At 48.6% G+C, this 26,627-nt stretch carries 18 protein-coding genes and 1 pseudogene; 13 read left to right on the forward strand and 6 right to left on the reverse strand.

Annotated elements, in window-relative coordinates:
- Positions 1-420 precede the first annotated feature (420 nt).
- The 6 genes and pseudogenes from JFC05_RS00440 to JFC05_RS00465 form a co-directional block, all read left to right on the forward strand.
- A pseudogene (locus tag JFC05_RS00440) lies at positions 421-1,494 on the forward strand (methyl-accepting chemotaxis protein); the annotation flags it as partial.
- A gap of 57 nt (positions 1,495-1,551) precedes the next feature.
- Positions 1,552-2,532, forward strand: a complete 981-nt coding sequence (locus JFC05_RS00445; protein ID WP_198335309.1) for a CheR family methyltransferase — start codon at positions 1,552-1,554, stop codon at positions 2,530-2,532.
- A 55-nt stretch (positions 2,533-2,587) separates the two neighbouring features.
- Positions 2,588-9,574 carry an Hpt domain-containing protein gene (locus JFC05_RS00450; protein ID WP_198335310.1) on the forward strand — a complete coding sequence of 2,329 codons (6,987 nt, stop codon included), beginning with the start codon at positions 2,588-2,590 and terminating at the stop codon, positions 9,572-9,574.
- The gene (locus JFC05_RS00455; RefSeq protein WP_198335311.1) at positions 9,564-10,565 is read left to right on the forward strand and encodes a chemotaxis protein CheB; all 1,002 of its coding nucleotides are present in this window, start codon (positions 9,564-9,566) and stop codon (positions 10,563-10,565) included. Before JFC05_RS00450 ends, JFC05_RS00455 begins: the two co-directional genes overlap by 11 nt.
- Positions 10,566-10,582: 17 nt before the next feature.
- Positions 10,583-11,089 carry a hypothetical protein gene (locus JFC05_RS00460; RefSeq protein WP_192994930.1) on the forward strand — a complete coding sequence of 169 codons (507 nt, stop codon included), beginning with the start codon at positions 10,583-10,585 and terminating at the stop codon, positions 11,087-11,089.
- A gap of 121 nt (positions 11,090-11,210) precedes the next feature.
- Positions 11,211-11,738, forward strand: a complete 528-nt coding sequence (locus JFC05_RS00465) for a cytochrome b (RefSeq protein WP_105244124.1) — start codon at positions 11,211-11,213, stop codon at positions 11,736-11,738.
- Positions 11,739-11,949: 211 nt separating this feature from the next.
- On the opposite strand, the gene minE is transcribed toward JFC05_RS00465, so the two are convergent.
- From minE to JFC05_RS00490, 5 genes are all read right to left on the reverse strand, one after another.
- Positions 11,950-12,240 (reverse strand): cell division topological specificity factor MinE, encoded by a 291-nt coding sequence (gene minE, locus JFC05_RS00470; RefSeq protein ID WP_198335312.1) that lies wholly within the window; start codon positions 12,238-12,240, stop codon positions 11,950-11,952.
- A gap of 2 nt (positions 12,241-12,242) precedes the next feature.
- A complete protein-coding gene (gene minD / locus JFC05_RS00475; RefSeq protein WP_075100396.1) occupies positions 12,243-13,055 on the reverse strand; it encodes a septum site-determining protein MinD in 813 nt (270 codons plus the stop codon).
- 523 nt (positions 13,056-13,578) lie between these two features.
- Entirely contained in the window at positions 13,579-14,415 is an 837-nt protein-coding gene (gene minC, locus JFC05_RS00480) for a septum site-determining protein MinC (RefSeq protein WP_198335313.1), read from the reverse strand.
- A gap of 135 nt (positions 14,416-14,550) precedes the next feature.
- Positions 14,551-15,648 (reverse strand): hypothetical protein, encoded by a 1,098-nt coding sequence (locus JFC05_RS00485; RefSeq protein WP_198335314.1) that lies wholly within the window; start codon positions 15,646-15,648, stop codon positions 14,551-14,553.
- A 310-nt stretch (positions 15,649-15,958) separates the two neighbouring features.
- Positions 15,959-16,924, reverse strand: coding sequence for an acyltransferase (locus JFC05_RS00490; RefSeq protein WP_198335315.1), 966 nt, complete (start codon positions 16,922-16,924; stop codon positions 15,959-15,961).
- Positions 16,925-17,379: 455 nt separating this feature from the next.
- Here JFC05_RS00490 and JFC05_RS00495 point away from each other — a divergent pair, with 455 nt between their 5' ends.
- The 7 genes from JFC05_RS00495 to JFC05_RS00525 all read left to right on the forward strand — a co-directional run bounded on the left by JFC05_RS00495 (position 17,380) and on the right by JFC05_RS00525 (position 25,983).
- Entirely contained in the window at positions 17,380-18,036 is a 657-nt protein-coding gene (locus tag JFC05_RS00495) for a YiaD family glycine zipper/OmpA-like lipoprotein (RefSeq protein ID WP_198335316.1), read from the forward strand.
- Positions 18,037-18,337: 301 nt separating this feature from the next.
- Entirely contained in the window at positions 18,338-19,798 is a 1,461-nt protein-coding gene (locus JFC05_RS00500; RefSeq protein WP_198335317.1) for an imelysin family protein, read from the forward strand.
- 272 nt (positions 19,799-20,070) lie between these two features.
- Positions 20,071-21,732 carry a di-heme oxidoreductase family protein gene (locus tag JFC05_RS00505; protein WP_198335318.1) on the forward strand — a complete coding sequence of 554 codons (1,662 nt, stop codon included), beginning with the start codon at positions 20,071-20,073 and terminating at the stop codon, positions 21,730-21,732.
- Positions 21,733-21,827: 95 nt separating this feature from the next.
- Entirely contained in the window at positions 21,828-22,976 is a 1,149-nt protein-coding gene (locus tag JFC05_RS00510; protein WP_198335319.1) for an imelysin family protein, read from the forward strand.
- Positions 22,977-22,979: 3 nt separating this feature from the next.
- Positions 22,980-24,554 (forward strand): DUF1513 domain-containing protein, encoded by a 1,575-nt coding sequence (locus tag JFC05_RS00515; protein WP_198335320.1) that lies wholly within the window; start codon positions 22,980-22,982, stop codon positions 24,552-24,554.
- Between the two features lie 70 nt (positions 24,555-24,624).
- Positions 24,625-25,251 (forward strand): M48 family metallopeptidase, encoded by a 627-nt coding sequence (locus JFC05_RS00520; protein WP_244658150.1) that lies wholly within the window; start codon positions 24,625-24,627, stop codon positions 25,249-25,251.
- 129 nt (positions 25,252-25,380) lie between these two features.
- A complete protein-coding gene (locus JFC05_RS00525) occupies positions 25,381-25,983 on the forward strand; it encodes a methyltransferase domain-containing protein (RefSeq protein WP_198335321.1) in 603 nt (200 codons plus the stop codon).
- Here the strand turns inward: JFC05_RS00525 and JFC05_RS00530 are convergent.
- A complete protein-coding gene (locus tag JFC05_RS00530; RefSeq protein WP_198335322.1) occupies positions 25,964-26,623 on the reverse strand; it encodes an HD domain-containing protein in 660 nt (219 codons plus the stop codon). The genes JFC05_RS00525 and JFC05_RS00530 overlap by 20 nt on opposite strands.
- Positions 26,624-26,627 lie beyond the last annotated feature (4 nt).

The following is a 26,627-nucleotide window of genomic DNA, read 5'->3' on the forward strand; positions in this document are numbered from 1 at the left end:
TCGTTGTTTTGATAACAATAAGATTGTCAAAGTCAGTCACGATAAGACTTTGACGATTGTTTGAAAGGAATACGTAAGATGAGTGATGTTATAAAAAAACCTGTAGCTGGTACGCCCAAAACCACAGCGGATGGCAAAGATGCCTATAGTGAATGGAATTTATTGCTGGTTCTGTTTGTGGCGATAAGCGTGGCTTGTTTGATTTGGCTAGGCAACTCTGTATCGTCAGTGAGTCAGTATTTCTCTGACTTTAATCAATCGGTCATTCTGCCTGTGGTGGTGTTGATCATAGGCATGCTAGGTATTTTCTTTGCCCTATATAAAATCTTAAAACAACGGGGCGGCTCAGAGCGCATCTTGATCGAAAAAGAAACCCTACGTCGCCGTCAAGAAGCCGAGGCGGAGTCTGAGCGTGCTCGTCAAATCCAAGAGGAAAACGAGCGTAACCAGATCGCTATTTTGCGTCTACTCGATGAGCTAGGTGACTTGGCAGAAGGGGACTTGACCGTCAATGCGACTGTATCAGAAGACTTTACAGGGGCGATTGCCGACTCAGTCAACTTTGCCATCGACCAGCTGCGTCAGCTGGTACTGGTCATTAACAGTACCGCTGAGCGCGTCTCGCAATCATCAGAGCAAACACAGATGAACGCTGTAGAGTTGGCCGAAGCCTCTGAGCACCAAGCACAAGAGATCGCTGGCGTGTCGGCGGCGATTAATGAAATGACGGTGTCGATTGACCAAGTGTCTAACAACGCCTCAGAGTCAGCGACCGTAGCCCAGCGCTCAGTTGCCATTGCCTATAATGGAGCCGAGGTGGTACAGCGCTCTATCGAAGGTATGAACGTGATTCGTGATCAGATTCAAGAAACCTCAAAGCGTATCAAGCGCTTGGGTGAGTCGTCACAAGAGATTGGCGATATCGTTAGCTTGATTAATGACATTGCCGATCAGACCAACGTTTTGGCATTGAATGCGGCCATTCAGGCGTCGATGGCAGGTGAGGCAGGCCGAGGCTTTGCGGTCGTTGCTGACGAGGTTCAGCGTCTCGCTGAGCGTTCAGCCAATGCGACCAAGCAGATCGAAACACTGGTAAAAACCATTCAGGCAGATACAAATGAGGCGGTCGTTTCGATGGAATCAACGACCTCTGAAGTCGTACGCGGTGCACGTCTGGCAAAAGACGCCGGTGAGGCACTAGAAGAAGTGCAAAGCGTTTCAAACACGCTCGCTGATTTGATCCAAAACATCTCAAACGCGGCATTGCAGCAAGCTGAATCTGCAGGCCATATTTCACACACCATGAACGTCATTCAAGACATTACGTCACAGACCTCATCAGGTACCATGGCGACCGCGCGCTCTATCGGTGAGTTGAGTGAGATGGCAGCCGCACTACAAGAGTCTGTCACTGGGTTTAAAATCTCAAATGACGATGAGTTGTTGGACGCTGATATGCTAGAGTCTGAAGAGGTTTTATCAGAGAGCGTCTGATAAGTATTTGGTGCTAGAGCCTGAGTCGGCAAACAGGTGCAGTAACGGTGCATAACAATGATAGCAGGTCATGTGGACGATCTTAATCAACCAACCCGCAGCTTTGTTAAAGCAAGCAGCGCTGCGCTGGGTAAGACGGTAATGCAAAACGATCATTTTGATGCGCAGCAATGGCAACGGTATATAGAGCTCGAAACGGGCTTTGTACTACCAGATGTCCAGCTAAAATGGTTAAAAAATGCGATTGACCATACCGCCCAGTCGCATGGCTTAAGCGTCAAGCAGCTATGGTATCAGCTGCCCAAAAGCAATGCGCTGCGTCAACAGCTGCTGGACAAAGTACTTATCCACGAAAGCCGTTTTTTTCGACATCAGCCTTCGATAGATTTTGTGACCCAGTGCGCCGCCGAGCATCAACGCCTAGCCCTAAACGCCGATAGGATAAGTGCTAATGGGGTAAGCGGCGTAGATAAGTTGTTTCGTATTTGGAGTGTGGGCTGTGCCGGTGGGCAAGAGGTGTGGTCGCTGGCCATGAGTCTGGCGGCGCAGCAGCTGACGAGGTTTGTGATATTAGGCACTGACGTTAGTGAACAAGCACTGGTAAAAGCACGGTTGGCGCAATATGACAAACGTCAGCAGGCCTTGATTCCGCAGCACTGTCAGCCGTATGTGTATCCGTTATCAGCAAACCGCCCAACGTCTACATCGAGCTTGGCAGATACCGCGATGCCTGCTACAGCGATACAGACATCATGGCAAGTTGCCCCAACGCTGCAATCACACGTAAGCTTTGCTTTACATAATATTATCGAGCAGCAACCACCCACGCCACATCTGCAGCAGGTGATTATTTGCCAAAACATGCTGCTGTATTTTCGCAAATTTGATCAGCGTGATATTTTGGCGCGGCTGTCAGCGCAGTGTGCTCCCGGTGGATACATTGTATTGGCTCCGGGTGAGGCGCTGTTTTGGCGTCCTGCAAATATGCGCCGTATTGCGAACCCACAGGTTAATGTGTGGCAAAAGACCAACACTTAAAACCCGTGCCTTCATGAGTGGCAAAATTAGTGCCTAGACGAGTTAGGATGACCCTATGAAAAACCAGCCCAATGACATAGTGACGCTTGAGTGGTTGCTCCCTCTATTTAATCAGCAATTATCACAGGTATCGGATGGCTGGCAATTAGACGCTGATCCCATCAATTATGAGCACATGGTCGCGCCCTATCATCAGCTCGGTGGCGCGCTCATCATGAGCAATCTACCGGCATTGGCAGATCTGGCATACAAGCTCAGCGCATTAGCAGAAGTTGGTGGCCGCGATGGCCTAGCTAGCGAGGCGCGCCGCGTGGGTCAGCTTGCGCACCGATTGTTGCAACGAGCGTTAAATCAGTATGCTCGCATCGGCAGTCACCATACCGCCCCAATCACGGCCGCCGCGGAGCAACTGCTTGAGGTGCTAACGCAATTGGGAGCGGCTAGTGGGTCATCATTGGCATCCAGCGCTATTCAGCAGGGCGCATTGCATCAAAAAACTGACACAGATGCGGCTGTGGATGGGTTTGAGCTGGCCGTACCTGTGCGAACAGATGACGTCACCGAGCATCTAGACGAGCAACAATACCAGCAGTTATTGCTCGTCTGGCGACAACAAGTACAGGTGCTGTTAAGTGTTAATAGTAATCAGCCGCCGTTATTAACCCCGCTAGAAAAAGTCAGCCAATACCTGCGGCAGACGAGCCAAGAGGAAAATTTGCAGCGGCTCTGGTACTTGACTGAGCTGTGGTTTAGTGAGCTTGCGAAAAATACCGCTCCATTGCCTAAGCAGTATGCCCCTCTGTTAAGCGAGCTTGATCAGATCATTGATGCTTTTGTACAGCAAACACCGCCTGTGACAAGTGTCATCAACAGCCTTATAACCAATATTTATATCGAGCTAAGTGGTCTCGACCAAAGCAGTGACAATACGCAGTCGATACTGAGCAACTTGCCCCAAAGCTCGGCGGTAGAGTCGCGTTTTTTACCGCGTATATTGAGTGAACTTGAGACTTTGGTTTTTCATTTAGACAAGCCAACCACACTGTTGTATCCGCTGCAAAAGATACAAACTCAGCTGGAGGGGCGTGGTTGGACATATTATGCCGCACAAGTGGCAGAAATACTGACCGAGATAGAGCAGGCGCTGGCGTCTGAGGCGGCGCTGACTCAAGTACAATGGCAAATTGAACAAAAGCTGCAAGAGCTATACAGCGCCATTTACAATACGGAGCAAGTGATCTCGCAAAAGATTGGTGAGGCCGCCGCGTTTGTTCCTTTTTCTGATGTACTTGACAGTGCCAACGAGCAACCCGTCACAAGTGCTGATGCTGTGTCGGCGGGTGAAGGGCTGCGTGAGCTGCGCATCGCTGTCGAAGACGTCAAACAAAGCTTTAATGAGTATATACAGCGTCAAGAAGTGCATCTGCTACCGACGACTGCTGACTTTGCAAAAATCGGTCAAGCCTTTGATGATATGGGGTTGCCAACGATCTGCCAGACCACCGATCAGATCGCGCATATCTTTAGCCAGCTAAAAACGCACGAGATTGATGCGCTGAGTTGGGATGTGACGCAAGCCTTGGCGGAAGCACTAACGTCAATCGAGCTGTTGTTAGATTATCTGGCTCAGCAGGTTTTTGATCAGCAACTATTAACGCTCGCAAGTGAGCATACGGCCAGAGCAGAAGCACTGCTTGATGCTTATATTGAGGCGCCAGAGATGGTTAGTGATACTTTTCATACCCAGACACCTGCCGCAACTGACGTGCTGCGCTATGATGACAGCGGTGAGATTGCTCCTGCCAGTCATGATCTATCTGCCCAGCCATCCGATGATGCGCTAGAGGATGACAACATGCGTGATGACAACGTGCAAGATGACAGTGCTACGCATAAGGATAGTGAAGCATTGGCCGAGGCTCGCACGCAGTTGCAGCCTGATAGCTTTGAGGCAGATGCCGATATCTGTGAGATATTTGTCGAAGAAGTCACAGAAGTGATCGCTGATTTAGAAGACTTTTTGCCTATTTGGCAGCAAGACTCACAGGATTTGACACCCTTGACAGAAGTGCGTAGAGGTTTTCATACTCTAAAAGGCTCAGGGCGCATGGTGGGGGCTTTTAGCATCAGTGAGATGGCTTGGTCTATCGAAAACTTACTGAATCGATTGTTGGACAAAACCTTGCCCGTCACCGAAGACGTGGTAACTCTGGTCACGCAAACCACAACGCATCTGCCCACTCTCGTCGCCGACTTTCAAGCCAAACGGCCGCCAAGTGTGGATCCTGCTATCACAATACTGCAAAGCCGTAATCTATTGAGCGGACAACCTGTCGACGCTGGATTGGCCGAGAGCGAGTCTGCATTGGCCATCTCTGACACCGAGTCAGGGGCTGAGGCGGAAATGCTGGCTGATGAAGTGCGCGCTGCAGCTGACGTCGCTGCATCACAGAGTAATGATGCCGCTGCGTCTAATGAGATCGGTATGGATACAGCCGATACCGAAGTGCGCGGCGAAACGGTGTCTTTGTTTGATCTTGAGGTTCCAGCAGTGCTTGCGCCCTTTATGCCAGATACTGAGCAGCTACCAGCCGATGCCAATGATGCAGACCCTGATATTAAAGAGATATTTATCGAAGAGGCCGATGAGGTATTGAGCGAAATCGTGCCTTTGTATGAAAACTGGCGCATGTCTCCTACTGACCTAGATGCCTTGACAGATATTCGCCGCGGTTTCCATACCCTAAAAGGCTCAGGCCGCATGGTCGGGGCCAACTATAGCGCTGAGCTGGCTTGGGCTATTGAAAATATGCTCAATCGTGTACTGGATCGCAGTATTGAGGTGACAGCAGATATCACTCAGCTAATGGCTGATGTATTAGCCGCTTACCCAGCGATGCTCGCTACCTTTGAGCAAGGTGGTGAAGAGTATCCAGCACTGATACCGTTATGGATTGCCTGTGCAAACGCCTATAGCAAACAAAAATCTCAGGACTTTAGTTACCCAGCCTTACTGGCGCAAACGGGCAGTACGCCTGCGTCTGATATTCACAAAGACGACTTGGCTTTAGCTTCAGAGCGGTGGGATGAGACTGATGCCGATGAGATTGAGGCTGCGAGCGACTATGAAGGTAGTGATGACAGTAATGACGGTGATGACAGCGAGGTAAGGGACGCTGTAGCGGCCATAGAGATAGATAGTACCTTGCAATCGCTTACTTCTGTCAATGAAATGATGGCAGAAGCACCGGTGATTTTGACGCCGCAGAGCGAAGAAGAGCAAGCCTTCTGTGAGATTTTCATCGATGAAGCCGAAGCGTTATTACAAGACATTGAGCAGTTTGTTGCCACGCATCGAGATCAGCCTCAGATTGAGGTGACCGATGAGATTGTACGAGCCTTTCATACGCTGCGCGGCGCATCAGGCTCTAGTGCGTTAGCGGCTATCAGTGACGTGAGTGCGACGATAGAGCATAGTTTAGAGCTGCTACAACAGCAAGATACCGCGATGACGCCGCTGCATTTAGAGGCGTTGGCACGGTCAGCTATGCTGATCAATGGTTATCTAACGAATTATAAGCAAAACGTCCAACAACCTGATGTTTCGGTGGAAGATGCCCAAAGCCAGCAAGATATTGCGTCATTGCAAGCCATGCTTGGTGAGCAGTATCTCATCCATGACGATCAGACAGCCTCCGACAATAAGCCAACGATTGAGCAGTTGTTGGATGACAATATTGATGAGTTATTAGACGCTGAGTGGGAGCTAGAGGAGGCGCTAAGTCAGGGGGATATCTCGCAGGCTCAGCGCTATATAGAGCAGCAACTTAGCCAAATCAAACACCTCACCAATAAAGCCCAAGAATTTCCAAAATTCACTGCTATCCTTGGCGGTTTGGCGCACGCTTACGCTTATCTACAGCGGCATCCAGAATTGGCAAAACAAGCAGAGGTGCAGGCGGTATTACTCGCTGGCCACGCGCAATTGGTCGGCTTGTTTGATGCGCTCGCTGGCAGCACTTCACTAAAAGTCGACCCGCAAGTGCTACATGAGTTGCAGGCGCTTGCTGGCTTCGATGACGGCGATGATGCCGAGTCGATGGTTCGCACGGTTGCTGCACCCGAGCTGCAGCTTGAGTCGATCGATACCGATGTAGAGCTGCTTGAGATCTTCTTAGAAGAAGCGCAAGAGCTAGATGACGCGCTGGATGAAAGCTTTAGTAAGTGGCGTGCCGATATCACCAATATCAACGCGCTTAAAGTATTGCAGCGTCACCTACACACTATCAAAGGTGGCGCAAGAATGGCGGGCATTAGCAGTATTGGCGACCTGACCCATGAGGCGGAGAGCATTTATGAAGCCTTTGTAGAAAACAGGAAAACACCAACCGCGCAGTGGCTAAAGATTATGCAAATGGTGCAGGACACCATGTCATTGCAAGTCATGCATATCGTTCGTCATCAGCAGTCGTTTTTTGCTACAGAATTGATTGAGCAGTTACAACAGTTTGAAAAAGCAGACACATTGCCAGCGGTGGTTGAGCTGATCATACCAGCACCGACTAACCACTTCGACGCCGACACCCAAGCACAGGCTGACAATACCCAGCAGAGCCATGAAGTAGCAGACACGGTCAGCTTAGATACCATGATCAAGCAATCATGGGCCAATGGCTTGCCTGATCCTGATCTTTTGGCGGTGTTTTTAGAAGAAGCAGAAGAGCTGACCAACCAAAACCGACACTTGCAAGTGTTTTTGCAAGATGCCGAAGATACCGTGGCGTTACAGTCGCTACAGCGTGATCTGCATACCATCACAGGTGGTGCCAAAATGGTCGGCGCCAGCGGCATCGCTGACTTGGCTTATGAGCTAGAAGCGACGTATAAAAACTTTGCCAGCCGTCGCCGTCCTGCAACCGAAAAAGCTCAAGCATTGATTGTTGCTTGTCACGACTGGCTGGCAGATGCGGTATTTATGCTAGGTCTACAGGTCAACCCGCCAACGCCGACGCTACTGATTGAAGCGCTCCAGCAGTTTGGTAAAAACCCTAATAGCCTAAAACAAGTACCAAAAGAGTCGCTGCAAGCACAGCGTACAGCGATCTTGCTGGCAAAAGAAGCACAGGATTCACAATATCTAGAAAAAGACATCAGTCAGATGCCGTCGATGTTTGCAGAGACCGATGAGGAAGAGCAGAGTGCCAGCAGCAATGAGATGATTCGTATCTCAGGTGGCTTGATTGAGCATATGATCAACCTATCGGGTGAGTCTGCGATCAACCGTGCTCGTATCGATATGGGTATGAGCAGCTTGACCAACAGTATCGAAGAGATGGGCATTACCGTACAGCGCTTGGCCGATCAGCTGCGCCGTATGGAGACGGAGCTTGAAGCACAGATATTGTCGCAAATCGATGACGAGCTGATTAATAATGAAGGTTTTGATCCATTGGAGATGGATCAGTACTCGTCACTCAATCAGTTGTCCAAATCATTGTCAGAGTCGGCCTCGGATTTGGTCGATATCAACCACACTTTATTAGAAAAAACCCGTGATAGCGAAAGCTTGCTGCTGCAGCTGGCACGTACACAAACCGAGCTACAGGACGGTTTGATGAACTCGCGTATGGTGCCGTTTACGCGCTTGACCCCGCGTCTGGAGCGTGTCGTCCGTCAGACTGCAAACGAGCTTAATAAATCTGTAGAATTGACCATTATCAATGCTGATGATGAGATGGATAGAACCATTTTGGAGCGGATTACCTCACCGCTTGAGCATATGCTGCGAAACGCTGTCGACCATGGTATCGAAAACACCTCGGCTCGACTCAAAGCAGGCAAAGAGCGTAGCGGTCATATCACTTTAGAGGTGCACCGCGAAGGGAGTGAGGTCGTCATTCAGTTATCGGATGATGGCTGCGGTATCGATGTAGAAGCCGTACGCAACAAAGCCATCTCTCAAGGCCTTATCGATGCCAATGACGATAGCCTGACTGATGTCGATATCATGCAATATATCTTTAATGCCGGCTTGAGTACCAGTAAGCAAGTGACGCAAATCTCAGGCCGCGGCGTTGGTATGGATGTAGTGATCAGTGAGATTCGCCAGTTGGGCGGGGCGGTCACTGTGGTGTCGGAGCTGGGCAAAGGGTCACGCTTTACCATGCGCTTACCACTGACAGTTGCAGTGTCTGATGCGCTGGTCGTACGTGCAGCCGATCGCTACTATGCTATTCCACTGGTACAGATCGAGCGTGTGGTGCGTATCAACCCAGAAAAACTTTATGAGTATTATCAGTCCAACGACGCCACGTTAGCGTTTGAAGGGAATGATTACCGCGTACGTTATCTCAACGAGATTCTCTCGGGTAATAAGCTCAACGAGCTGATGGTCAATACCAACACTAGCCTACCACTGATCATCATCAAAAACCGCACGGGACAAAACATCGCCTTACAGGTCGATCAGATTGCAGGCTCACGTATTGAAGTGGTCGTCAAACCATTGGGACAGCAGCTATCCAACCTCTCAGGCATTTCGGCGGCGACCATCATGGGTGATGGCTCGGTCATGCCGATTTTGGACTTGATTGCCCTAATGCGAAATGCTCCAAGAGTCAAAAACGTGACCAAACCTAGCGGCACTCAGTCAAAACCGACGGTACTGGTGGTGGATGACTCAGTCACGGTACGTAAAGTGACCTCTCGTTTCTTAGAGCGTCAAGGCTTCAATGTGGCGCTTGCCAGAGATGGTATCGATGCTATCGAAATACTACAAGAAACCACGCCAGATATGATATTGCTCGATATTGAGATGCCGCGGATGGATGGCTTTGAGGTGGCAACGCAAGTCAGAAACAATCAGCGCTTACAGCATATTCCAATCATTATGATCACCTCGCGTACTGGTGAAAAGCATCGTCAGCGCGCCTTAGAGATTGGGGTAAATGACTATATGGGCAAACCGTTCCAAGAAAAACAGCTGCTCGATAAAATCCAGAGGCTGCTGGGTGATGAGGTCAGCTTAACTTATGAAGGATAATGCAGGTATTTTGGCACTAACAGGGAAGGCAAAAGCAAATATAAAGGTGCTGGTGGTGGCCGAAGACCATCATCAGCGCATGGCGTTTTCAGACACAGTTCGTAGCTGCGGTTTTGCGCTGATAGACTGTGTGTCGCGTGCGCAATTACAAAAAAAAACCGCACTTTTTGAGGCCGAAATAGACATTTGGCTGATCGATAGCGACTATGATGATGATATGGCGACGGTAACGGCTGCCTCCAAACCTGCCGCCGTGCTGGTGGGATTTAGTCAAGCCCCTTATCTCAATGAAGCGCAGCTGTATGCTAAATGGCAGCGTCAGCTAAAGCGTAAGCTGGCGCAGATGCTGGCACTGCCCGTGTTGGTGCATACGCCTGTCTATAAAAGCGATGATACTGATAACGACTGGCATTATGTGGTGTTTTTGGGTGCCTCTATGGGCGGGCCGAGCGCGGTAAAAGAGTTTTTGGATAACTTATCGCCCACGCTACCGATTTGTATTTTACTCGCGCATCATTTTAACCAAACCATGATTGGTACGCTGCCCCGTATTTTAAATCGCCACAACGAGTGGCGCTGTCAGGTCATCACCTCATCGCAGCGTCTGCGAGCTGGTCAATGTCTGATAGCCCCTATAGACAAGCAGATAGTCTGTGACTCTACTGGGCGGGTGATACTGCTAGAGCAGCCTTGGGATGGTGAATACAAACCAGCTATTGGCCAGATTTTAAAAAACACCAGCGATGTGTACGGCAGTGAGCTTATCAACATCATATTTTCAGGTATGGGTGATGATGGCTCGCAATACTTGGATCTTATTCAAGATAATGACAGCCAATTATGGGCACAAGAGCCAAACTTGAGTGCTTGTCCGAGCCAACCACAAGCCATCATTGATTCAGGTTATTGTGATTTTGTCGGCAGCCCTGTTCAATTGGCACAAAAACTTACCGACTATATTGGTGAAAAGGCGACGGCCTCTTTGCGTTAACTTACTGTGAGCGATGTATGAAACAAATTTTACGACACTCGTTTGAAGCAGTCAGCTTACTGACCACAAACCACGGTATGCTGGATGTCACTTTTATTCCCGCTTTTAATCAGCCTGATTGGATTATTCCAAGCGGTCTGATTTTGAGCATTGAAGACACGCATGAGCGCGCCTCCAGCTATCATTGGCAGCAGCAAGTATTGCCTGTGTTTGATCTGCTCACGCAAGAACAAACGCCTGATAAGATGATTATACTAGAAGGTAACACCATAGAGCACCGCATGGCGCTCCAGACGTCAGGTCAATTGTATCAGCGCCAAGTGGGTATCTCTGATGTGAAAGATACAGATAGGCAGGCGTATTTTGCCGACTCTGACAGCACGGATAAAATTACCGCTGAGGGACGCTTTACGGCAGAGGGTATGCTATCCTACCTTTTTCAAACGGTGATGATTGAGGACACCGTTTATGTGGTGCCTGATTTAGAAAAAATCGCGCATCAGTTGGTTGAGATGGACAGCTAGCGTTCGGTTGGTATCGTTAATCTGTTTTAGAATAGATACAAACCTACGGCTATTCATTTTCCTTGTGTGCATTGCCAACCAATCACTGCCATAAATAGCGATAAGGATAATAGAGCAGCTCATGAATAACACACAGTCAAATATGTCCAAGTGGTCAGTCACTAGTCGCGTGTTTCATTGGATTAGTGCGGTTTTGTTGCTAATCACTTGGATTCTGATATTGTTATACGAAAACCTCGATAGCAATCTTTATATCGGCTTGCATAAGGCGTTTGGGGTCAGTTTATTGTTTTGGATGATCGCGCGGGTGATTAACCGTGTTTTTACCAAAGCGCCGCCAGCACTGCCCATGCCAGCTTGGCAGTTGTGGGTCTCTAAACTGTCGCACTTTGCCTTGTATGCCACATTGATCGCGATGCCGTTGGCGGGTTTGTTGATGTCTGTATATGGTGGCAGACCGGTAGATATTTTTGGTTTGTTTCAGATTCCAGTATTTGTCACACCAGATAGAAGCTTGGCGCGTTTTTTTAATGACATGCATACCGATATCATTTGGCCGATGATTATCGGCTTTACATTGCTACATATCGCTGCAGCGTTGTATCATCAGTTTGTCAAAAAAGACAACCTGCTCGCTCGTATGAAATAAGCGCACTGAGTATCGATATTAAGCGTATGCGGCGTAGGCGATGGACTGACACATCGAGGTATAATAGAAGCCCGTCTCATATGAGTAATGTTCATATCACTTGCTAAAAGTCACCCATCAGATTGCCACATAGAAAAGCCCTAAGTAAGATGCTTAGGGCTTTTTCGTATGCGTCACAAAATCGCTGATAAGAGGCGCTGTACTGCCAGACTTATCTTTTGTGCTCAGGCAAATTGATGTTCATTTCTAAGACGTCTAAGCTGTCTTCGGAGCGATGATTGATATTGACATCATCAATCTGTACACCATTGACGTATTTATTGACCACCTCTAGTATTTCACGCTTCATTTTTTCGATGCGATCGGCGGTGAGACGACTGTTTAGGCGGTTTTCGCTTGCAACGATGACCTTAAGACGCTCAGTGGCTAGGTTGGCGCTACCAGCACTACTGCTGTCATCAGTACCAAATAGGCTACTCCAAAATCCTTTTTTCTTACTCATTATTAACTCCCAAACCAGCGCTGTAGTAGACTCTTTTTCTTCACATCGATATGACGCAGCGGACGCTCTTCACCCAAAAAGCGGGCAACGATGTCATCATAACATTGACCAGCAACCGAATCGCCATAATGAATCACAGGCTCACCATGGTTAGAGGCTTCTAAGACGGAGTGGCTTTCTGGCACTACACCGAGCAATGGCACTTTTAAAATATCATTAGAGATGGTGTCAATGTCCATCATCTCATTTGCTGCTGCACGTTCAGGATTGTAGCGCGTGATGACCAAATGCTCACGGACGGAGCCTTGGTTTTCTGCAACTTTTTTTGTTTGGCTTTGCAAAATACCAATAATGCGATCTGAGTCACGAACCGAGGAAATCTCAGGGTTAGTGACGATGATGGCTTCATCAGCATGATACATGGCCAGCTGCGCGCCGCGTTCGATACCAGCAGGCGAGTCGCAGATGATATAGTCAAACTGCTTAGACAGCTCAGACATGACCTCGCTCACGCCCTCATCTGTCAGAGCGTCTTTATCACGCGTTTGACTGGCAGGAAGGATATACAAGTTTTCAAGCTGTTTGTCTTTGACAAGCGCTTGCGACAAACGGGCATTGCCGTTGATCACATCGACAAAGTCGTACACGATTCGATTTTCGCAACCCATGATTAAGTCTAGATTACGTAGACCCACATCAAAATCGATAACGACCGTCTTATAACCACGCAATGCTAAACCGGCGGCAAAAGAGGCACTTGTCGTGGTTTTGCCCACGCCGCCTTTACCTGAAGTGATGACAACTATCTTCGCCACAATGGCACACTCCTATGAATCAATGGGATATCTATTATAAAAAATAGCGCACGCTTATATCGTTCACTGTAAATATAAGCACTACCTGCGAAAGTAGCCTAGCATAAATAAACAAAAATTTATAGCAGGTCTATACGGCAGTAAACAATCTGTATCAGTCGCCCTGCACACCATCAGATGCCAGTGTATTTATATCTAAACGACGATACCGAGTTCAATACCAACATCAATACTAGTATGACTCGTGCTATGGCACCTCTCTATAGCCTATAGACCGGCGTAACATAAACGCCTTAACAGATGATATAACGAGCGCTGATGAATAGGGTAAATAGTGGCAGAGCCAGCAATTCATCATAGAGCAGTTTTGTTAAATAAACTTACAGTACTATTAAAGCGGTCATTATCTATAGCGAGACTGCCAATATCGTAGCATTATTTGTCGCCAGCCATGTTTTTATTTGCGCAGACGTTTACAAGCCAGAGCTGCTGGTATTGCGGCTGGCACTTTTGTCTACGAGCGCTATACATCATCCATGACTGTAAATACTAAACCTTCTCCTTCGACAAACCGCACTTGTACTGATTTGTCGATCACGTGCTCAGGTAGGTTGTCGCGCAGGCAGTAAGTGCCAGCGACCGATACCAATGAGGGGTTAAAGACTTGACAGAAGATACGCGCGTCTTTGTCGCCGGTGGCACCTGCTACCAGACGGCCTTGCGCACGACCATATACGTGTAGGCTGTTGTCAGTGATGGCTTCAGCGCCGCTATTGACGCTATTGGTCAAAATCAAATCGCCGCCCACATGATTGAGGCTTTGGCCTGAGCGTAGCATTTGGTCATAAATAAGGCTGGTGATTTGCTCAGCGCTGACCAATGTCTCAGCGGCAACATCAGCGAGCGTTGTCTCAGTGGTAGCGGTGCTATCTGTCGCGGCGTTGTCTTCTGGACTGCTGGCCGCGCTTGATTCAGCAGGTTGGTCTGCGATGACTTGCTGACGCTGGGTCGCTGGTTTTTTGGTCGGTAAGATGCGCTCAATACGCTTGCCATCAGCAGGAAAAATGGCCAAACGCAGCTCACGCGCCTGTGCATCCAGCAAACCTGTGACGACACCGATGGGCTGTAGTCCCCACGACCATAGCAGCTCTACCAAAGCAGAGAGATCCTGCTCGACCTCGCTATCGATAAGGACTGGGATATTGCTCGATTTACCGCTGAGTGTGGCTGCAAGCTGAGCTTCGATAGCACTGAGCTCATCTGTGCCAAACTGCAAACGCGAAAAGGTCAGCATCTTGCCATAAAACGCCAACGCTGGTGCGGCGCTTGCGCCTTGGGTGCCATTATCTAAAACTGTCATATATCAATCCTCAAGAGATAATCTTGTCGCTGTCTTTACCGTACTATGTATTGTCATATCATACGCTGTATGACTCAGTGATGCTGTGTGATACCAGTCTTTATCTGGCATTGGGTTGATGGTCAAATGTATCGCTCAAAGGTTGAGCATGTCTTGATGTTTCCACTGCTGGACTTTTACCTGTGCTTCAAACTCCGTCAAACTGTCGTCGATAATACTAGAGACTAAAGCGTCCAGTGCGCTGTTGTCGGTGTCTATTTGCGCAATACCACTGGCAATGGCCACCATCAACTCATCTAAGCGTTCAGGGTCTAGCAGACGTTTATTGAGAGCGTACACGACGTTTTCCCCAATATTGTGCCCGACATGCTGTAGCTGCGACTCAATCAGGCTGCCAGCGATGGGTATCATGCGCAGATAACGACGCAGCTCAGGCGTATTGGCCAAGCCTTCTTCGATAGCGCCGCCCATCTCACGGGCGAGTATGCTGCCGCCGCCTGAGGCTGCAGTCAGTGCCTGTAGTTTGGGCACCAGCTCTGTGCGCAGGACGGAGAGTACCGCAGCTTCTATCTCACGACGATTGCGCGCTATCGTGGACTCGATAAAGGATTTGTGTGTTTCAGGATTGGTCAGCTGCTGCCGAAAGTTTTGGATGGTGGTCAGTATCACGCGATCAGACAGCTCTTCTAATAAGAGGTCAATATAAAACTTGATACGATTGATCCAAGGCTGCGGCAGTACTTGATAGCCAAGCTGATACAGACGGCGGCCAATGATGACAGCACGAAACAAGCGCAGCGCGCGCAGCTGCGGAAAACAGCCAAGCACTTCATACCAATGCACAAAAGGAAAAAAGAACCAGCGATAATATACGTTGTCTTTTATTGCAAGTGCCCAGCGTAGCAACAGCTCTGCGATCAAAAATATCGTAAAAAACCCACCAGCGGTACGCAAGGGGTCGTGTAAGGTGTTTTGATACCAAAGCAGCGCCTCACTGATGCGCAGCCACTCTGCGACATGACTGCTAAAATTGCTCATCAAAATCGCATCGATACTGATCAACAACAGATCAATACTGATGGCCACGATCATCACAATGTCATAAGCCAGCTTTGCGCGGTTTGGCTTTGGCCGATTGGGGCGACTGGGCGGCGGATGATCAGGTAGCCGAGTCGACTGATTGGGCACAGAGGCTGTGTTCAGCTGCGAGCTAGGAGTAGATGAGGCGGGCACAGTCAGACCTTATTAATGATGAAATGATAAACGGTACAAAGCATAGGTGAGATAGACGGTGTACGATACATACATCCTCACCATCAGCGGATCATGACTCACATTATCAATGAATAGGACTAAAAAACAACCCATCTTTTATGATATCGGTCGCTTGCAATAAAAACGATACGTGAATGCCGATAGCGTGGCTCGCCGCGCAAGACCAGCCACCAGTGATTTGGCTGCTATTTAGCCCTCATGCAGCATTCAAGTATTATGAAGTACTCAAGTATTATGAAGTACTCAAGTATTATGAAGTACTCAAGTATTATGAAGTATGGTCAGCGGCAGGGTTGTGCTCAAAATCTGCTAACATGTCGCTGATGCGCTGATCTTTGTCGCGCCAAACTTGCTCAATCCACGCAAACATTTGTGCTTTTACTTGCTCATCGTTTTCGTAGCCGCCGCGTTTAATCCCAGCAAACAGCTCAGCTGGGATGTCTAGGTATCTGACGTCAACGCCTAAGCGTTTGATATTGCCTTTCCACAGATCGCTGTAGGTAGGGACGCCATCAGGATACACGATGGTCATATCCAGCAGGCCATCCATCTCACTGCCCAGTGCATTGATGGCTAAAGAGAGTCCGCCTGCGCGTGGTTTGAGCAAATGTGTATAAGGAGATTTTTGCTGTTCGTGTTTGGCTTGGGTAAAGCGCGTGCCCTCTAGGTAATTTAACAACGTGAAGGGCTTGTCTTTTAACAACGCGCAGGCACGTTTGGCTTCCTCGATATCTTGGCCTTTTAGGGCGGGGTTTTTTGCCACTGCTTCTTTTGAATGTCGGCGCATCATTGGGAAGTCTAAAAAGTAAAACGCCTGACCCACGATTGGGATATAAATCAGCTCAAACTTGGTAAAAAACCGTGTGAGCGGCAAGCGTTTTTCGCTGATGTATTGGACAATGCTGGTATCGACCCAAGACTGATGGTTGCTAATGAGCAGATATTTGCCCTCAGTATTGACGTCGTCGGGCAGGCTGATCCGCCAGTCCTTACGCGGCAACATGTTATCAATCAAGGCATTATTGCTACTGATCCAGTGGTTGGTGATTTTGATGACGGTTTTATCGGCGATCGGCGCGCCGGTGATGATTTTGCCCACGCCCATTAACCATAAAGGAATACTACCAACGAAGCTGTTGGCTGCAATGACGCCTGTCGCCGTCGCAAGCGAGACCGCTTTTCCGAGCTTTGGGCTGCGCTTATGTATTTTTTTGATAGTAGATGTCAGTCGCATGCTAAATCCTTTTCAATCGGTATTGTTGGGATATTTATGGTCCACCGCTTAAGACAAAGGGTATGGTGAAGTAAGTTCATATACGAAGTGATTTTAGCAGAAAGCACTCATAGTGTACGAGTGTAAACGTGACTTGCGATAACAAGTTTTGAGATGAGACTGAGAGTCGGCGTGAGAGCGAGTGGTTTTGTGGGTAAAGAATTTTTTTATGATTATCAGGGCTCATGAGTAAAAGATATCGTAGCAGAAGAAAACCGCACAAAGTCCTGTCTTTTTTAATAGTATCTTCTGCACTTTTCATACATAGGTGTGACAAAATATTACACATAATGAGATTGTAATTGCCATAATAATGATGAGTGTATACAAGCACCTAAATGAGATTAATGGAAAAATCTTTATAAAAAGCACAATTTATTTGTCATTTTACTGGTTTAAATTTAAGAGGAAATATTATGCGTAACCAACTTATGATTGCAGCAGTAGCATCAGGTCTAGCTTTAAGCGGCTGTACTACTGATCCAAACACCGGACAGCAGCGTCTAAATAAAACTGCTTTAGGTACTCTAGCAGGTGCAGCAGGTGGCGCGGTAATCTCTAAAGCAACAGGCGGTGAGAAGACTGGCCGTGATGCGGCTATCGGTGCTGCACTGGGTGCTGGCGTCGGTTACTACATGGAGCGTCAAGCCAAGCAGCTTGAGCAGCAAATGGCAGGTACAGGCGTGACGGTTGAGCAAAACCCAACTACAGGTAACATCGACCTTGTCATGCCAGGCAACATTACTTTTGCTTTTGATGATGCGACCCTAAGCTCATCTTTCAAGCCAACGCTTGATAAGCTGGCCTCGACCATGAACCAGTATAACAAGACCACGGTAAACATCGCAGGTCATACAGACAGCCGCGGTTCAGCCTCTTATAACATGGGTCTATCACGTGACCGCGCTTATTCAGTAGCCAACTACCTAACAGCACGCGGTGTGTCTGCCAATCGTATCAATGTAGTGGCTTACGGCGAGTCTCGCCCAGTTGCGGACAATAGCACTGACTATGGTCGCCAGCAAAACCGCCGCGTTGAGTTGACCATCAACTCGCCACAGAGCGTTAACTAATTTATCGTTCTATCGATAAGTAAAATAGTTATAATAAGTAGATCGATCATAAAAGAGTCAGCGAATTGCTGGCTTTTTTTATGCCTAATATCAGACTATCACCATCGCCGTGAATGCTGATGTAAAATTAAATATTGATAATGATTATCAATAACCCTATAATTCATAGAGGTTTTAGATAAATGCCGTAACATAAGCGCAACAACCGATACTGACTTTATCTACATTATGATATATAGATTCAGTACGTGCTGTGGCACTGACGACGATTTTTTCTTTTGTAATATCTTTGAGGATGTGTATGACGATTACCATAGGAACGAGCCGTAAGATTTTCCCCACCGCTTTGGCTGCTGCGCTGGCAGGGTTATTAATGGTGTCGGGTTGCACCAAACAAACCGACGAAAATGCCGAGACAAGTGCAGAGAGTCAAACAGAAGTACAAAGCGCAGAGTCAGTGGACAGCGGCGAGCTATCGGCGACCGATCGGGCACATACCGACAGATTGGTAATCAGCTATGCCAATATGGCTCATGCCGCCTACAAAGACTCACTTGAAACGGCTAAAGCGCTACAAAAGGCGGTAGAGACCTATGTAGAGACGCCCACTGAAGCCAATCTAGAGGCGGCAAAAGCAGCTTATAAAACGGCGCGTCAGCCATACTCTCAGACAGAAGTTTTCCGTTTTGATGAAGGGTTTGTGACGGCCAATGATAAGCGCGCCATCGGTAGTGTCGATGGCTGGGAAGGTCAGGTCAATGCGTGGCCACTTGATGAAGCTTTGATCGACTATGTCAGCGATAGCTACGAAGGCGAGTACAACAGCCAAGACAATATCATCAATAGCGACAGCATCACGGTCGGTAGTGTCAAACAAGATACCAGCAATATTACACCTGAGTTACTGGCAGATATGAATGAGATCGGCGGTAGTGAAGCCAATGTCACCACAGGCTATCATGCGATTGAGTTTATGCTATGGGGTCAAGACACCAACGGTGTCAGCGCAGGGGCAGGCGAGCGCCCTGTGACTGACTATGTCACCGAAGCTGGACAATGTACCAGCGGTGATACAGTCAATGAAGACGTCAGTATCTGTGAGCGTCGCGGCGAGTTCTTAAAAGCGGCAGCGCAGTTGCTGGTAGATGACCTCACAGCGATGGAAGCTGAGTGGCAGCCTGAGAGCGAAAACACTCTACGTAGCGATCTGATGGCGCGTAAATACGACAATGGCCTACGTCAAATCATGTATCAAATGGGCAGCTTGGCCTTAGGTGAGCTGGCCTCTGAGCGCATGCAGGTCGCGTTTGTGACGGGCTCTACTGAAGATGAGCACGAGTGCTTTAGTGACTTAACTCACCTAAGCTATGCCAATAACGCACGCGGCATCCAAAACGTCTTTAATGGCAGCTATAAGACTGTCGCTGGCAAAACCATCGGTGGCTACGGTGTCAAAAACTATCTGATCGATAGTGGTCATCAAGAAGCGGCTGATAAGCTGACTGCTGACTTTAAAAAGGTCGAAGACGCCTTTAATGTCATCGTAGAAAAAGGCGAAAAAGAAGGCATCAAGGTCGATCAGATGATTGCAACGGTCGGTCAAGCGAGCAAGCATGACATCTCAGCAGAAGAGCAAAACAAACGCCGCGGCTGGATCGAGGCGGGTATCACAAGTCTGCAAGCGCTAACAGATGGTATCGAAAATGCGGCAAATGCAGTCGGTATCGATAACTTAGACGCGGACGCTGGCTCACAGTTTTAAGCGATTGACTTCTCTCACATAGAATAATTTCATGATGTCGATTATGTTTTACAAGTCATGAAAAGCTGACGGAAGATATGTTTGTAAAAGGACAAGTTATATATAATACATGCGTTGTTAACGACCGTTAGCAACGTATTTTTACGTGCAATAAAATAGTTCAGACGTTGACTTATAGCGTCGATGTATTTTTATACCGTTATATTGATAAGAAAAAATACTGTTATAGCCAGTCATTTTAATGGTTCTACTTGAGAACTAAGGCAACACCTATGAGCGTCATTCCTGCCAAACCCTCTGCTTTCCCTTTCTTTTCTTCAAGCTTACAAGGTACATCGTTGAAACTTGCGATCACCGTCGCAGGTGCAATCGCCATCAGCGCTTGTCAGCCCACGGATAGCACGTCAGACAGCGCATCGACCAATAAAAACACCAATGACACTGCCGTTGCAAGTGGCGAAGGCGCGTCCGCTTTGACGCCCAAACGTACGCAAACTGTGGAAGCGCTGGCTGGCGTGCCGATGCAGCAGCTGGTGACATTTGACCCGCAAGAGATCAAACAAGGCGGCGACACGGGCATTAGCATTACCAGTAGCGAGAGTTACTCCAAACCCTCATCCAATCTGTCGGCCTCACGTAAGGGCAGTTTTTTTATTGGTAATGCGTTTTTTCGTCAGCCGTGGGTGGTCGCACCTGCCAGTACCGATAGCCGTGATGGCCTGGGAGCATTGTTTAACGTCGCGGCTTGTCAGTCTTGTCATATCAAGGATGGCCGTGGCCACGCACCGATGAGTAGTGAGGACGATGCCGATAGCTTGCTGATTCGTTTGGCGATGCCAGCGACCACCGATGAGGAGCGAGCGCAGCTGCAAAACTCGCTGATCGAAAAAGTCGTGCATCCGATGTATGGCGGCCAGCTACAAGATCGCGGTATTCAGGGCGTGCCTGCTGAAGCAAGAATCGCGGTGCAGTGGACAGACAAGCCCGTCACTTTCGCTGATGGTCACGTCGAAACCCTGCGCGCGCCCACCTTTCATCTAACCAACCCTGGCTATGGGGCGTTTGATGATGAGATGATGGTATCGCCGCGCGTGGCCTTGCCGATGATTGGGCTTGGACTGTTGGAACAAATACCTGATGACGATATCAAGAAACAAGCCGTCGATAATGACAGCGCTGATATCAGTGGCAAGTTTAACTGGGTCATGGATCCACAGACGGGCAAAACCGCGTTGGGACGCTTTGGCTGGAAAGCAGGACAAACCAAGCTTTTGACACAGAACCAAAGTGCTTTTAATGAAGACATGGGGCTGACCTCAAACATCCGTCCTCATGAGTCCTGCATGCCTGCGCAAACGGCGTGTGTCAATGCAACCACGGGCGCTGATGAGCAAGGCGGTGGTAAGCCGCCGGTGGAAGTCAATGACGAGGTGGCCAAGTTTGTGGAGTTTTATACACGCAATCTGGCCGTCCCGCATCGCCGCAATGCCGAGGATAAGCTGGTACTTGCTGGCAAAAAACGCTTTTATGATATGGGCTGCCAAAGCTGTCATACCCCGCGCTATCAGTTGCCAAAAACCGACGACGACCATCTTGAGCAGCACGGACAAGTGATTTATCCTTATACTGATTTGCTGCTGCATGATATGGGCGACGAGCTTGCCGATCGGACGATTGCTGGTAAGCTGCCGCCCAAAGACGCGCAAGTAGAGTTTTTGGCCAACTCTTATGAGTGGCGAACGCCGGCTTTATGGGGTATTGGTCTTGCCCAAACGGTCGATCCGCAAGCGACGTTTTTGCATGATGGCCGTGCACGCACCTTGATGGAAGCAGTACTATGGCATGGCGGCGAGGCCGAAAAACAAAAACAAAAAGTCCTACAGTTAGATAAGCAAGGACGAGCTGAATTGACAGCGTTCTTGCAGTCGCTATAAATTGTTTGACCAAAGGCGTGTGGGCAAAGAGTGCGCTCTTAGCAAACGACTAATAAACAATTGATAAAACCACTCATACAAATACCGAGAAACTTATGAAAATAAACCCTGCTGTAGCAATGGCACTGTCTGCTTTGAGTGCGGGCCTGCTGATCAGCTGCGTTAAACCTGCAGATGAAAAAAAAGCGCCAAACTCTGAGGGTCAAGAAGTCGCGCAAGATAGCGCTGCTACGCCTTCTGTAGATGACAAAAATAATAGTACAGAGCGTATCGCTGCTGTCGATATCAGCGCTGAGACAGAAAAGACCTATCTGACCCATGTGGCAGATGACCTCGTCATTCCTGCCTATGCCGATGCGGCGCGTCAAAGTGAGCTGCTGCATGAGCTGGCACAAAAGCACTGTCAGTCAGACGCAGTCAGTGGTGATGAGCTGCAAGCGCTGCGGGATCAGTGGCTGGTGCTGGCACAAGCGTGGGCGCGCGCTGAGATGATCAACTTTGGGCCTGCCACCGCTAGCATGAGCAACCTATATATCAACTACTATCCTGATGAGCGCAGGCTGGTGCATAGCGGTGTGGCTGATTTGATCGCAGCCAATCCAAAGCTCACCGCAGCGCAGCTCGCTGATGAGAGTGCTATCGTGCAAGGGGTGCCAGGGCTAGAAGAAGCCCTGTACGCCAATGATCGCTTGGATGCGGGGCAGTGTGCTTATGTGCTAAGCGCCAGTGACGCCTTGAGTACGCGCCTACAAAACATCGAAAAAGACTGGCAAAAAAATGCGACAATGCTGTTGGCGATTGATAAAACAGCTGATAGCGATCAGGGCTTAAACCAATGGTTCAATTCGTTATTGTCATTGGTTGAGACCATGAAATCTAACGCCATTGACCAGCCTTTGGGACTGACCGGCAAAGCCAAAGGTCATGTGCCAGCCGCCACCGCTGGCCAAAGCCGCGCCATTATTAATGCCAAATTAGCCACGTTAAATGAGGCGCTGACCGACCCTGTCCTGACGGCAATCCTCGGCAGTAATAATGAAAACAACGTCGCTGATACGCTATCGACTGCCTTAGCAGATGCCACCACGCTATTGGCGCAGATGCCAGAAGATATCGCCACGGCTGATAAAGCAACGCAGCAAGAATTGTATGACCATATGACCACTATTACTCGTATTATTAAGCGCCAGCTGATACCGGCACTCGGTATCCGTGTGGGCTTTAATAGTACCGATGGTGATTAAATAATGCGTAAGCGTAACGACGATACCCATAACCGAGCTTTACTAACGAAAGATAGCAATCAGTCTCGCCGCGAGCGACTGACGTCCGCTGTCATGACGACGCTCGCTAGCGTCACAGGCACGGCGGCGCTGGTCGCTGTCCATCATCATTATCGTAAACGCCGGCAGCCCGATGCGAGCTTGCAAGATTACGTGATCGGTGTCCGTGCGCAGTGGCAGACATGGCAGCTGAGCAGTAGCTCAGAGCCACAGCCGTCGGAGCAGCCTAAGTGGTCAAAGCTAGCACGCTTTTGCCATGCTTGCCAGCAGGCGACAGTGACATGGCAGAGAGCCTATCAGCAGCCTTATTCAGATAACACTGATAACAATGTTATATCTGATTTGGCTGCTGTGCATACCACCACCATGATGGCACGCCCCGTTTGCTGGGTAAGTGGGGTGGCATCTATGCCAAAAAATCTTACTGACACTGACCACACTGATGGCCAGTCTGACAATGACTTTGGCGTCGTCGGTATTGACGCTGATAGACAGATCGTTTGGCAGACCACCATGCCTGAGCGTGTCCATGATATCGTCGTACAGCCGTCTGTCGATGGAGTGCTTGATACAGATACCCAGTACGATATGCAATACCATAAAACCAATCATCATCAGCGCCGTGATGTCGTGGTGATGGGACGTCGCCCTAGTGAGAAGTTTTGGGTGCTTGATACTGCCACAGGGCAGGTCAAGACAGCTATTCAAGCGGCAAACCATCGACATTTTTATGGTCATGCCTGCTATAGCTTAGATGCCCAGCGTTTGTATGTGACCGAAAACGATACGGTGAGCCTCGATGGCAAAATCGGTGTCTATGATGCGACTGATGACTATCAGAAAATCGCAGAATTTGATGCTTTTGGTATCGGCCCGCATGAGCTGGTGATGCATCCTGATGGCGACACACTGGTGATCGCCAATGGCGGTATCAAAACCGAGCGTGCCTCACGCGAAGAGCTAAATCTCGATAGCATGCGCCCGTCATTGGTGTATCTCAATCGTCATACGGGCGCGTTGCTAGAGCAGGTCGTCCCAGCGCACAACCAGATGAGCGTGCGTCATCTCGCCATGCATGACGATGGCAGGGTGATGATTGGTATTCAGTTTCAAGGAGATAAGCATATCAATGTGCCCTTGGTACTGACGCATCATCGCGGCGATGCTGACTTCGAGCCGCTCACCATGCCTAATGATGAGTGGCAGCGCTTTCATCAGTATATCGCCAGCGTCGCCGTCGATAGTGTGCATGATTTACTATGCGTCACCACCCCAATTGGCGGCTGTGCGGCGATTTATGATCTAAATACGCAGCAGCTGATCGATGATGTCAGTTTACCAGATTGTGCGGGCGCGTCGGTGTTGGCTGATGAGAAAAAAGCAGGTTTTATCGTGAGTGATGGGCAAGGGCGGCTAACGACATTGGAGGTGAAGTCGGCACCGACAGCAGCCAACACATCGCTAGATACCGCTTGGCAAGTGAGGAGCGATAGCAAGTGGCATAAAATGTCTTTTGACAATCATTTGCAAGCGCTATAACGGCGATAAGTGCTAAATAACAAAGCAAGAATATAAGTATGTAAGGAGACAGGCCATCAGTCTACATGCGGTGAGACAACATCTTGCGCAGGCAGGGATAGAGCTGCAAGTCCATAAAAAGCGCGTCAAAAACATCAATTTTCGCTTAAAGCCGTACACATTGATGGTCTCCGCACCGGCTTTTATCAGTACCGCGCAGATCGAGCAAGCCATTGCCAAGCGTGTGTCTTGGGCAATCGACAATCATGCACAAGTCTTAGAGCAGCACCAGCGTAAACATCGTCCTTTAGCGGACGCTTCAACGGCCGACAGCCCTATTTTACTTTGGGGTGCCGAGCAATCTATCACACTCAGCCATGATAAAAAACTGGCCTATTACCGTGAGCAGCTTGCGGCTATCATGCCGTCATTGTTTGACAAATGGCAACCTGTGGTCGGTGCCTATGCCAATGAGATACGCCTAAAAAAGATGCATACGCGCTGGGGCAGCTGCAACACACGCGCGCGTCGTATTTGGCTATCTGTGTATCTGCCTGCCTATCCGCTTGAATGTACTGAATATGTCATCGTCCATGAGCTGTGCCACCTGCATCATGCCAACCATAGCCATGAGTTTTGGCAAACGGTGGCGGCCGCGATGCCAGACTACCGGTATTGGCACGATATGCTAGCAGGCAAGACAGGGCAGTTGGATTAAGAATGGTATGGTCAATCCTATATAATATCGACATAATATCGACCATAATACTGACTAAAATACTGATATGATAATCTATAACAGTACAAAACGTATTATTTAAAATAAGCAATCAAGGATAAATATAATATGGAAAATGTCAGTCAAGCCGAGTTTTGGCAGCAGCGCTACGAGCAAGACAGTACCGGTTGGGATATGGGGCAAGTGTCGCCACCGCTCAAAGCCTATATAGACCAGTTGCCTGAATCTGCTAAGGCGCAGGCTATTTTGGTGCCAGGAGCAGGGAATGCTTACGAGGTAGGCTATTTGCATGAGCAATGCTTTACTAATGTGACGCTGGTGGACTTTGCTCCAGCGCCCATCAATGACTTTGCCGAGCGCTATCCTGACTTTCCATCTGAGCATTTAGTTTGTGCCGACTTTTTTGAGTTATCGCCTGCGCAGTATCAGTTTGATTGGGTACTTGAGCAGACGTTTTTTTGTGCCATTGACCCTTCACGCCGCGACGATTATGTCAAAAAAATGGCCTCACTGCTCAAACCACAAGGTAAGCTGGTTGGCGTGTTGTTTGATGTCGATTTTGGCCGTGATGAGCCGCCCTTTGGTGGTACAAAAGAAGCGTATCAGCAGCATTTTGCCAGCCATTTTGATATAGATATTATGGAGCGCTGCTATAACTCACATCCGGCACGGCAAGGCAGAGAGCTATTTATTAAGCTGCAAGCAAAGTAAGCTCCCGCCTGATATTCTTACGCGCTTGAGCTTCTAAGCGCTGATAGTAATAGTCCGTTAAATACAGTCTCGGATGAGCGAGCAAGCCCTTTAATACTTGCGTGCGTCCTACTCGATACGCCACTTTTGCAACATGAGCATACTCTTGTCGCACCGATTTAGCATATTCTTCATACTCAGGCCAACTTGCGCCTAAAACAGATAAATCCATATCGAGCAAATAGGCAGCGTCACGGTCGGCATGGTCAGTAAGCTGATGATCTGCAGTCATCATTATTAGATCGTAAATACGTTTAACCTGTTTAGAGGTCAAATATTTATCTAAGACTTGCACTGCATACTCAGCGCTTTTTAGCTCATTATCATTACGTATCGGCGCATAAATCACGTCATGATAAAACAATGCTAAGGCAATAATAGCCGGCTGCTGTAGCTTATGATTAATCTGCTCAAACTGACAAAAAAGCTGCTGCAAATGTGTGAGCGTATGATAAGCGCGAGTAGACTCATTGTAACGATTGGCGATATCCTGCCAAAGCGCATGAGCTTGCGCAGGCTTAACATCGCTATTTGTAGCCGATAGTAGATGCTTCTCAAAGCATTGACTAAGACGAGAGCTGGTTTGCAAGAGGTCGGTCATATTT

The organism is Psychrobacter celer, assembly GCF_016107555.1.
Taxonomy (GTDB): domain Bacteria; phylum Pseudomonadota; class Gammaproteobacteria; order Pseudomonadales; family Moraxellaceae; genus Psychrobacter; species Psychrobacter celer.